The organism is Lapillicoccus sp. (assembly GCF_036559105.1).
In the GTDB taxonomy this organism is placed as follows: domain Bacteria; phylum Actinomycetota; class Actinomycetes; order Actinomycetales; family Dermatophilaceae; genus Lapillicoccus.
The window spans coordinates 1-10,416 of sequence record NZ_DATBTV010000030.1; the positions used below are offsets into that span (position 1 = coordinate 1).

At 72.0% G+C, this 10,416-nt stretch carries 9 protein-coding genes; 6 read left to right on the plus strand and 3 right to left on the minus strand.

Annotated features, from left to right (window positions below):
• From VIG79_RS04345 to VIG79_RS04355, 3 genes are all read left to right on the plus strand, one after another.
• On the plus strand, positions 1 to 2,121 hold a 2,121-nt coding region (locus VIG79_RS04345), incomplete at its 5' end, for a CHAT domain-containing protein (protein WP_331882593.1).
• Positions 2,122 to 2,174: 53 nt separating this feature from the next.
• Positions 2,175 to 3,497, plus strand: a complete 1,323-nt coding sequence (locus VIG79_RS04350; RefSeq protein ID WP_331882596.1) for an MATE family efflux transporter — start codon at positions 2,175 to 2,177, stop codon at positions 3,495 to 3,497.
• A gap of 147 nt (positions 3,498 to 3,644) precedes the next feature.
• Positions 3,645 to 4,535 carry a glycosyltransferase family 2 protein gene (locus tag VIG79_RS04355; RefSeq protein WP_331882600.1) on the plus strand — a complete coding sequence of 297 codons (891 nt, stop codon included), beginning with the start codon at positions 3,645 to 3,647 and terminating at the stop codon, positions 4,533 to 4,535.
• On the opposite strand, the gene VIG79_RS04360 is transcribed toward VIG79_RS04355, so the two are convergent.
• Positions 4,461 to 5,624 carry an acyltransferase gene (locus tag VIG79_RS04360; protein ID WP_331882618.1) on the minus strand — a complete coding sequence of 388 codons (1,164 nt, stop codon included), beginning with the start codon at positions 5,622 to 5,624 and terminating at the stop codon, positions 4,461 to 4,463. The genes VIG79_RS04355 and VIG79_RS04360 overlap by 75 nt on opposite strands.
• Positions 5,614 to 6,276: a hypothetical protein gene (locus VIG79_RS04365; RefSeq protein WP_331882603.1), complete on the minus strand. Its 663-nt coding sequence runs from the start codon at positions 6,274 to 6,276 to the stop codon at positions 5,614 to 5,616. Before VIG79_RS04365 ends, VIG79_RS04360 begins: the two co-directional genes overlap by 11 nt.
• A gap of 143 nt (positions 6,277 to 6,419) precedes the next feature.
• Between VIG79_RS04365 and VIG79_RS04370 the strand changes: the two genes are divergently transcribed.
• A complete protein-coding gene (locus VIG79_RS04370) occupies positions 6,420 to 6,719 on the plus strand; it encodes a hypothetical protein (RefSeq protein WP_331882606.1) in 300 nt (99 codons plus the stop codon).
• Between the two features lie 12 nt (positions 6,720 to 6,731).
• On the opposite strand, the gene trpS is transcribed toward VIG79_RS04370, so the two are convergent.
• On the minus strand, positions 6,732 to 7,838 hold the full coding sequence (gene trpS / locus VIG79_RS04375; protein WP_331882609.1) for a tryptophan--tRNA ligase: 1,107 nt from the start codon (positions 7,836 to 7,838) through the stop codon (positions 6,732 to 6,734).
• 389 nt (positions 7,839 to 8,227) lie between these two features.
• Between trpS and VIG79_RS04380 the strand changes: the two genes are divergently transcribed.
• Positions 8,228 to 9,949, plus strand: coding sequence for a glycoside hydrolase family 2 protein (locus VIG79_RS04380; protein ID WP_331882612.1), 1,722 nt, complete (start codon positions 8,228 to 8,230; stop codon positions 9,947 to 9,949).
• Positions 9,946 to 10,380 (plus strand): nitroreductase family deazaflavin-dependent oxidoreductase, encoded by a 435-nt coding sequence (locus VIG79_RS04385; RefSeq protein ID WP_331882615.1) that lies wholly within the window; start codon positions 9,946 to 9,948, stop codon positions 10,378 to 10,380. Before VIG79_RS04380 ends, VIG79_RS04385 begins: the two co-directional genes overlap by 4 nt.
• Positions 10,381 to 10,416 lie beyond the last annotated feature (36 nt).

Genomic DNA, 10,416 nt, shown 5'->3' on the forward strand with positions numbered 1-10,416 from the left:
GCGCGCGCATACGAGAACTTCGACCTGCTCGTCGAGTCCACGGGGGACGGCAGCTTTCGCTCCCGCGTCGCGGCGAGCCCGGTCGGTGCCGGCGCGAGCGCGACGTTCGCGATGCCCTTCGACGCGACCGGGCTGGAGAACCTGCTCCTCAAGCTCGACCCCGGCCGCTCCCAGATGCGCCGCGCGACCGCCGACCCGCGGCCCAAGGCGTCGACCGAGCTCGGCGGAGCACTGTTCGAGGCGGTCTTCGGCGAGGAGGTCCTCCTCGCCTGGACCCGGAGCCAGGACGCCACCCGCGACGCCGGTGAGGGGTTACGGCTGCGGCTGCAGCTCACCGATGCGCCGCAGATCGCTGGGCTGCCGTGGGAGCTGCTCTTCGACCGGCGCACGAACTCGTACCCCGCGCAGTCCGAACGCACGCCGCTCGTCCGCTACCTCGAGGTGCCGCACCCGCCGCGGCCGCTGACCGTCGACGGGCCGCTGCGAATCCTCGTCATCCTGTCGTCGCCGACCGACCTGCCCGAGCTCGACGTCGAGGCCGAGTGGCGGCGGATGCAGGACATGCTCGCCACCCGCGTGGCGGCCGGCGCCGTCCAGCTGGACCGGCTGCCGTCACCCACGACGACCGAGCTCGCCTCGTGGTTGCGCTCGCACGAGGTGCACGTCCTGCACGTCATCGGGCACGGGGACTTCGACGAGGGCCAGCAGGAGGGCGTCCTCTACTTCTGTGACGAGTACGGCCGGAGCGTCGCCGTCCCGCCGGCGGTCCTCGGCCCGTACCTGCACGACCACGACCCGTTGCGGTTGGTGTTCCTCAACGCGTGCCAGTCCGGCCGGCTGGGCGCTGCGGACCCGTTCAGCGGCATGGCCCAGCGGCTCGTCCAGCAGGACTGCACGGCGGTCGTCGCGATGCAGTTCCCGATCAGCGACGGCGCCGCCACCGCCTTCACCGGCGAGTTCTACGCCGCGCTCGCCGACGGTATGCCGGTCGACCAGGCCGTCACCAGTGCGCGCAAGGGCCTCCTGGCCGGGTACGCCAGCGAGTGGGCCACGCCGGTGCTCTACCTCAACGCGCCCGACGGCCAGGTCTTCGACGGGGTGGCTCGGCGGGCTACGGAGGCGACCGACATACCAGCTCCGGCCGTGCCCGCACCGGCGTCACCGACGCCACCGGCACCGCCCACCACGCCGCCGCCGGCTCCGGTCACCCGGCCGGGTCGCGGACGCCTCATCGGCATCGCTGCGGCCGTCGCGGTCGTCTTGGTCGCGGTGGTCGTGCTCGCGGTGACCCGGGCCGGGTCGAGCGGATCGTCCGCAGCGGGACCAGCCGCCGCCTCCACCCCCGCGGCGACCACTCTGCCGCCGACCGCCACCACTCCGGGTGGCGTCGCGCCGCCCTTGGTGGCGACGGCCACCGTGACCTACCGCCCGGTGGAGGGTCCGCAGTTCTCGGCGCGCCGGCTGGGGACCGCACCGAGCATCGACGGTCGCGGTGACGACTGGCCGGCGACCGCGCCGATCGTCGCCGACCAGATCCTGGTCGGCGGTAGCGCCGTCACCCTCAAGGGCCTCTGGTCACTCGGCTGGGATGACGACAACCTCTACCTGCTGGTCCAGGTCGTCGATCCCGAGGCGACGACGACCAACGCAGCGAACCCGGCCCGACTGTTCCAGGGCGACGCCGTCACTCTCCAGTTCGGCTCCTCGGGGGCCAACGCCGACGGCAGCAACCTCAGCCCGGGCGACGTCTCGCTCGCCGTCGGGCCCAGCGGCGGGGGTGCGGTCGCCGCCGTCACCGTCGGGTCCGGGCGCACCTTCGACGTGGACGCCGGCCGGGCGGCACCGTCGGTCAAGGCCGCGGCGGTGACGTCGTCGACCGGCTACACCGTCGAGGCCGCCGTGCCGTGGTCGGTCATCCGGCTCCCCGAGGCGGGGGGTCCGACCACGATGTACGCCGGGGCGCAGTTCGGCGCGAACCTCATCGCCAGTGACGCGGACCCCGCCGCCGGCAGCCAGACCGGGATCCGGTCGCGGGTCAGCAACAACCGCTACGTGGCCGACCACACCGCGGGTGACGGCGGGTACCGGCGGTACTGGGGACTGCTGACGCTCGGATCCTGAGCGACGCCAACCCGGTCGGCGCGCCTGGCTAGGCTCGCGCGAATGGGGCAGCGATGAGACGGGAGATCCTGCGCCTCGCGATCCCGGCCTTCCTGACCCTGGTCGCCGAGCCGCTGTTCCTTCTCGCCGACTCGGCGATCGTCGGCCACCTCGGCACCGAGGCGCTGGCCGCCCTCGGCGTCGCCTCGTCGATCCTCCTCACGGCCGTGGGCGTGTTCGTGTTCCTGGCCTACGGGACCACGAGCGTCGTGGCGCGGCGGCTCGGCGCCGGCGACGAGACGGACGCCGTGGCGGCCGGCGTGGATGGCCTGTGGCTGTCGGTGGGTCTGGGAGCGCTGGCGGCGGTCGTGCTGGCGGTCGCCGCGCCCTGGTTGTGCGCCGCCATCGGTGGGTCGCCGGGGGTGCAGGAGCAGGCCACGATCTACCTGCGCATCTCCGCCATCGGCCTCCCCGCGATGCTCGTGGTCCTCGGCGCGACCGGGCTCCTGCGAGGGTTGCAGGACACCCGCACCCCACTCGTGGTCGCCGTCGTCGGGTTCGGCGCCAACATCGTGCTCAACCTCGCGCTGGTCTACGGCGCCGGCCTCGGCATAGCGGGGTCGGCCATCGGGACGGTCCTGGCGCAGACCGGCATGGCTGCGGCTCTGGTGGTCACCGTGTTGCGCACGGCGATCCGGCTGGGCGCGCCCTTGTCGCCGCATACGGCGGGCATCCTGGTCGCTGCGCGAGGCGGCGTGCCCCTGCTGGTCCGGACGCTGGCCCTGCGGGGGGTCATCATCGCCACGACGGTGATCGCCGCACGGTACGGCGACACCGTGCTGGCGGCCCACCAGATCGTCATGACGGTATGGAACGGGCTGGCGTTCGCGTTGGACGCGCTGGCCATCGCGGCGCAGGCGATCACCGGCAAGGCCCTCGGAGCTGGGAACGTGGGGCCGGCGCGGGCGGCGGCCTCCACGATGGCCCGCTGGGGCGTCGGTTTCGGGATCGTCACCGGCCTGGTGATCCTCCCGCTCGCGCCGTTCATCGGTCGGCTGTTCAGCCCGGACCCGGCCGTGGTCTCGGCGGCGGCGTGGGCCTTCCTGGTCGTGGCGATCGCCCAGTGGCTGGCCGGGTTCGTGTTCGTCGTCGACGGGGTGCTCATGGGCGCCGGGGACACGGTGTGGCTGGCGGTGGCCATGGTGGGCGCCGGGGTCGTCTGGGTACCGGTCACGCTGTGGGCCAGTGCGGGTGGGGCCGTCCTCCCTGGTGGGTTCGGCCAGCCGCTCGCCGGGCTGTGGGCGTGGTTCGGGATCGGGTTCCTGGCCCTTCGCGGGGTCGGCCTCTGGTGGCGGTTCCGGGCCGATGACTGGCTCGTCACCGGCGCCACCCGCTGACCGGGAGCTGCCCAGGGAATGACGCAGCCGGGTCGGGTCGGTGGAGAAATCGGAGGATCGGTGCCCTCATCAGGGCCACAACGCTCCGGCGTAGGGGCTCGGCCGCCCCACCCCCTGTCCGGCCCGGCGCCGCATAGCCTGTCCACCGTGGCGCTCGACATCCTCGTGCCGTACTGGGGCGACCCCGACCTCATGCGCGAGACCGTGCAGAGCGTGTTCGCGCAGGTGCGCGACGACTGGCGCTTGCTGGTCGTCGACGACGCCTACCCGGACCCCCAGATCTCCGAGTGGTTGGGCGCACTCGACGATCCACGCATCACCGTGATCCGGCACGCGGCCAACATCGGCATCACCGCGAACTACCGCGAGTGCCTGGCGCGCGCGACGCAGGAGCACGTCGTCTTCCTCGGCTGTGACGACGTCCTGCTCCCGGACTACGTCGGCGTCGTGCAGGACGCCTTCGCGGCCGTGCCCGAAGCGGTGATGGTCCAGCCCGGCGTCCGCGTCGTCGACGAGACGGGGGCGCCCTCGGCCGGGCTGGCCGACACCGTCAAGCAGCGGCTCCTCCGCCCGCGGGGTGACGGCCGCACCGTCCTCTCGGGCGAGCTGCTGGCCACCTCGCTGCTGCACGGGAACTGGCTCTACTGGCCCTCGATCGCGTTCCGGCGCAACGCCGTCGAGGAGATCGGCTTCCGGGTCGAGCTGCCGATCATCCAGGACTTCGCGCTCGAGCTCGACCTCGTCGCCCACGGTGGGACGCTCGTCGTCGACCCCACGGTGTGCTTCCTCTACCGCCGCCACGCCGGGAGCGCCTCGTCGACGACGTTGGTCGACGGGTCGCGGTTCGCCGACGAGCGGGCGTACTACGCGATGGCGGTCGAGCAGATGCGGGCGCTCGGCTGGACCACGTCGGAGCGGGCCGCCCGAGCCCGGCTCACCTCACGGGCGCACGCCGTCAGCCTGCTACCCGGTGTCGTTGCGCGACGGCAGTGGAGCGCCGCCGGCCGCCTGGCTCGGCACGCCGTCGCCCGAGGCTGACACCGGCGGCGGCGAACGGAACCGGTGCCGAGCCCAGCGCAGCGCCGGCCGCTCGACCAGTCGCCAGCTGACCACCGCGACGGCTGCCGTCGCGAGCGCCGCCAGGACGTCGTAGACGACCAGCCCGAGGCGGTGCGCACCCGCATACACCAGCAGCTGTTGCATCGGGAACGCGTAGATGTAGACGCCGTAGGAGATGTCGTGCCGCCGCGCCACCGCGGGTGACGGCAGCACCGTGGACAGCCAGAGCAACCCGTAGGCGATGAGCGGGGACGCCGCCTGCGCGCCCCAGTGCTCGACGGACGCCACAAGGACGACGGCGGCCACCAGGGCGACGAGGGCGAACGGCGCCCGCAGCGGGACCCGCCCGATCGCCACCCAGACCACCGCTCCTCCGAGGAACGCCGGCAACAACCTCGCGAGCAGGACGACATCGGAGTATGCGCCGGCTCCCCAGGCGCCCACCGTCGCCCAGGCGACCACCGACCCTGCAAAGGCGACCACGACCAGCCAACGATGACGCCTCACCATGGGCAGGCAGACCAACAGCCCGACCAGCAGGTAGCAGAGGAACTCGAAGTAGAGCGTCCACAGCGACCCGTTCCAGGCGCCGGGGTACGGGACCGCGGACGGCGTGCCCGCCACGTCGTACGCGTTGATCCGCAGGGCCAGGTTCGAAAGGACGTATGCGGGTGGGCTGGTCGGGGTCGTGAGGAAGCTGCTCCAGTCGCGCCCCTCCGCGGCCCAGGCGATCGGTGCGAAGACCCCGGCCGTGACGACCAGGCACACGACGAACGCCGGGTAGATCCGGGCGACCCGCAGGACGAGGTAGCGGCCGAGCGGGTTGGCGAACCGGCTCGCGGTGATGAGGTAGCCGCTGATGGTGAAGAAACCGAACACCGCCCAGCCGCCGAGGTTCTCGCCCTGGATCGACGGTCCCGTCCCGGCCCCGGACAGGTAGTAGCCATGGGCCACGAGGACCAACAGGGCCAGACCGAGCCGTATCAGGTTGAGGGAGTTGTTACGGACGTCCAGCTCGACGGTCCGAGCGCCGGACCGCGAAGTGAGCGGGGCGGGCTCAGCGGTGATGGGCGTCCCACCGGGTGAAGCCGGCCGCCGTCGCGGCGTCCTCGCTGTCGAACCAGACGTCGGCCGCCGCGCGACCGTAGACGGGCGCGTCCTCGGTGTAGAACAGCAACGAGTCGGCGTTGCCCTTGACCGTCCAGCCCTGGGGCCCGGCCACGCCGCGCCGGGACACGGCCGAGCCCGTGCCGTACCCGGACTCCTGGACCCCGGCCGGTGCGACGGTCTCGGAGGGCTCGTCGGACGGGTCGTCAGCCTGCTCGGCAGCCTGGTCGTCGATAGCGTCGGTCCGGTCGTTGCCGAACGTCTCCACGTACCCCTCGTCGTGGCGCAGCTCGGCGTCTTCCCCGGCTGCGCCGTGGGCCCACTCGAGCTCTTGCTGCTCTTCCTCCTCGGGCGTCAGCTCCCCCACGGGCGCCGAGGCCAGCTCCTCGACGTGCTCGCTCACCTCGACGTCCTCGACCGGCTCGTCGTCGTCAACCGGCTCGACGTCATCAGCCGGCTCGACGTCTGAGTGCTGCTCGACGTCGTCGGCCACCGGCGGCACATACTCCACGGCCGGCGCCTGATGCCGCCCGTTCCCGCTGCGGGTGCGGAGCAACAGGAAGATCACCACCCCGAGAACGACGGCGATGACGACCCAGATCCAACCAGCCATGACACACGACCCCTCTCTGCGGGCAGTCTGGGCGGCAACGCTAGCGCGGCCCCCCCGAGACGCGCTGGCCTGCCGCCCCGAGGAGCGGCAGAGTAGGGGGCGAAGGGCATACGCGGCACTGGTACACGACGACGGAGGCGGCCATGGCGGAGCACGAGGTTCCCGACCTGCACGAGGTCGAGGAGAAGATCCACGCGGCGCACGACGCCGAGGACAAGCTCATGCACACCATGCCCAACGCGATCCATCCCGACGACAGCGCGTTCCCCGGCATGGTGCCGCCGTCGGCCCCCCCGGCAGCGGCCGAGGAGAACGCCGAGGAACAGCCCGAGCCTGACCGCAGTGCTCGCGGCGAAACGGAGGACGACGACGAGGAGGCGTTCGTCGACTCGACCGTCGTCGAGGACGACAGCCCACCGCCGAGCGATCCCGACCACCGCTGACACGCGGGGCGGCTACTCGCCGCGACGCTTCCGGGCCTGCTCCGCCTTGCGGCGCAGCTGGTTGTAGGTGCCCGTGATGCCCATCGCCTTCTTCACCTCGGCGACGACGGCCTTGACCTCGACGCGGGTCCGTTCGGTGCCGTCCACGATGATCTCGTCGACGTAGCCGGGCCGGCTCTCGTAGGTCGCGCGGCGCTCGCGCATCGGCTCGAGGAACGCGTTGACCGCGGCGGCGAGCTTCTCCTTGACCTCGACGTCCCCAACGCGGCCGGCGCGGTACCGCTCCTTGAGGTCGGCCACCTCGTCACGGTCGGTGTTGAACGCGTCGTGATAGAGGAAGACCGGGTTCCCCTCGACCGTCCCCGGGATGTCGGCGCGGACCCGGTTGGGATCGGTGTACATCCCGCGCACCTTGCGCCGCACCGTGTCGGCGTCGTCGGACAGCAGGATCGTGTTGCCGAGTGACTTGCTCATCTTGGCCTGACCGTCGGTGCCGACCAGCGTGGTGATCTCGCTGATGACGAGCTGGGGGATGGGGAAGACCTCGCCGTAGAGATTGTTGAACCGGCGCGCGATCTCGCGGGTCACCTCGACGTGGGCGTGGTTGTCCTTGCCGACCGGCACGACGTCACCCTTGACGCAGAGGATGTCGGCGGCCTGGAGCACGGGGTAGCCGAGCAGCCCGTAAGGCATCTCGTCCTTGCCAGCAGCCCGGGCCATGTCCTTGAGGCTGGGTACCCGCTCGAGCCGCGGCACCGTGACGAGGTTCTGGAACAGGGTGTTGAGCTCGCTGACCTCGGGGATCGCCGACTGGAGGTAGAAGGTCGCCTTCTCGGGGTCGATCCCGGCGGAGAGCTGGTCGAGGACCATGTCGCGGGCGTTGGTGCTGACCTGGTCGATGTCGGCCCGGGCGTTCTTCGTGGTCAGCATGTGCAGGTCGGCGATGATGAAGAACGCCTCGTACTCCTCCTGCAGCCGGATCCGGTTCTCGACGCTGCCGACGAAGTGGCCGAGGTGGAGCTTGCCGGTGGGGCGGTCGCCGGTGAGCATCCGCTTGCGGCGGCCGGCCACCTCCAGGGTGGCGTCCGCCGGTGCGGACGTCGTGACGGGCGTGGTCATCTCGGTGCTCCTTGTCGTCCTACGGCCCTCGGCCGGGCAGTCCCGCACACACACGAAAGCCGCCCGTCGAGGGCGGCTGTGGTGTCGTCGTGCTGGGTTCCGCCCCGGTCAGGGCAGCCACCAGCTCGCGCGCGGCGCGCATACGGGCGTCACGGTCGAGCCGGCGGTGGTCATGGCCCGAGTCTATCGGGTCGTCACCTCACGCCGCCCCCGCCTTACAGTCGACCGGTGCCCGACCCGACCTCACCCCAGGCCTACCCGCGACCGCAGCTCCAACGCGCGCAGTGGCAGGACCTCGGCGGCGCATGGGACTTCGCGCACGACGACCAGGACGTCGGTCGCGGTCAAGGGTGGTGGCGCGGCGACGGCCGTTCGACCGGACGATCGAGGTGCCGTACCCGCCGGAGTCGGAGCTCTCCGGGATCCACGACCCGGCCGTGCACCCGGTGGTCTGGTACTGCCGCGTCGTCCGCATCGACCCGGTCGGCCCGGGCCGACGGGTGCTGCTGAATGTCGGGGCGGTCGACTACCGGGCCGAGGTCTGGGTCAACGGCTCGCTGGTCGTCCGGCACGAGGGCGGCCACACCCCGTTCCACGCCGACATCACCGACGCGCTCAACCCGACCGGCGACCAGGTCGTCGTCGTTCGCGACGAGGACCCGGTGGACGACCCGGCCCAGCCCCGCGGCAAGCAGGACTGGCGGCCCGAGCCACACGACATCTGGTACCACCGGACGACCGGCATCTGGCAGCCGGTCTGGTGGGAGGTGGTCGGCGACCGACACCTGACCCGGCTCGACTGGACCGCTGACCTGGTGCGTGGTCAGGTGACCCTCGAGGCCGAGCTGAGCGGTATGCCGGTGGAGGGCACCCGGCTGGAGGTCCGCCTGACCCGGCCCGACCGGGTCGTCGCCGAGGCCGTCGTCCGCGTCGGCACCTCCACGGCGGTCTGCGTCCTCGAGCTCCCCGAGGCACGGCACGGCCAGGACCTCGGCGACCTGCTGTGGACGCCGGAGCACCCCAACCTCCTCGACGCCCGGGTCGCGCTCGTCGCCCCGGACGGGACGGTGCTCGACGAGGCCACGTCGTACGTCGGGTACCGCAGTGCCGGCGTCGGGGACGGCCGGTTCGTCCTCAACGGTCGCCCCTACTACCTGCGGCTCGTCCTCGAACAGGGGTACTGGCCGCAGTCGCACCTCGCCGCCCCGGACGAGGACGCGTTGCGTGCCGAGATCGAGGCGGTGAAGTCGTTGGGGTTCAACGGAGTCCGCATCCACCAGAAGATCGAGGACCCCCGCTTCCTGGCCTGGTGCGACCGGCTCGGGCTGCTGGTCTGGGCCGAGATGCCCAGCGCATACGCGTTCAACCCGACCGCGGTGCTGCGCGTCGTCCAGGAGTGGACCGAGGCGGTCCGGCGCGACCGCAGCCACCCGTGCGTCGTGACGTGGGTGCCCCTCAACGAGAGCTGGGGTGTCGAGACGATCGCGGACACCCCGGCCCACCGCGACTACGCCACCGCGCTCTACCACCTGACCAAGGCGCTCGACCCGACGCGGCCGGTCATCGCCAACGACGGCTGGGAGCACACCCGCAGCGACATCCTCGGAGTCCACGACTACGCCCCACGGGGCGAGCTGCTGACCGAGCGGTACCGCGATCCCGGGGCCATCGACCGCGCCGTCGGCGACCGGAGCCCGGGTGGGCGACGGGTGCTCCTCGAGGGCGAGCGCGACCGCAGCCGGCCGGTGGTCCTCAGCGAGTTCGGCGGCCTCAGCCTGACGCCCGCCGAGGGCCAGCAGTGGTTCGGGTATGCGACGGTGCAGACCGCGGACGAGTACCTCGAGCGGTTCGCCGGGCTGGTCGACGCCCTGCTGGACAACCCGGAGATCGCGGGCTTCTGCTACACCCAGCTCACCGACACCGAGCAGGAGCGCAACGGCCTGCTGGCCGCCGACCGGACTCCCAAGTTGGACCCGGAGCGCGTCCACGCGATCGTCACGCGGCCGGCCCGGGCCGTGCCGTCGGAGGAGGTGGAGGCCGGTCGAACGGCTACGCTGCGACGGTGGGCGAGCGGAACACGTCCCCCTGGCCGGCCAAACGTCTCGAGATGACGACCGGCCGGCGGATCGGCAACGTGCTGATGGAGCGCCTGGTCTCCTGGAACCTCGTCCCGCGCACCGTCATGCTGACCACGGTCGGTCGCAGGACCGGCGAGGAGCGCCGCACCCCGGTCACGCTGGTCTACCGCAGCGGACACGTCTTCCTCGTCGCGCCGTACGGACCGGTCGGCTGGGTCCACAACGCGCGAGCGGCCGGCACGGTCCGGATCAGCGGCAAGGTCGACGGCGAGAAATCCGACGCCGAGTATGCGGTCCGTGAGGTGACGCCGCTGGAGGCCGGACCGGTACTCAAGGACTACTGGCAGACCGCCTCTGCGGTGCGCTCGTACTTCGACGTGCCCAAGGGCGCTCCGGTGGAGGCGTTCGTCCACGAGGCGCACCATCATCCGGTCTTCGAGCTGACCCCGGTCACGGCCGGCTGAGGTACGCCTCGATCCCGTCGAGCAGTCGCTCCAGCC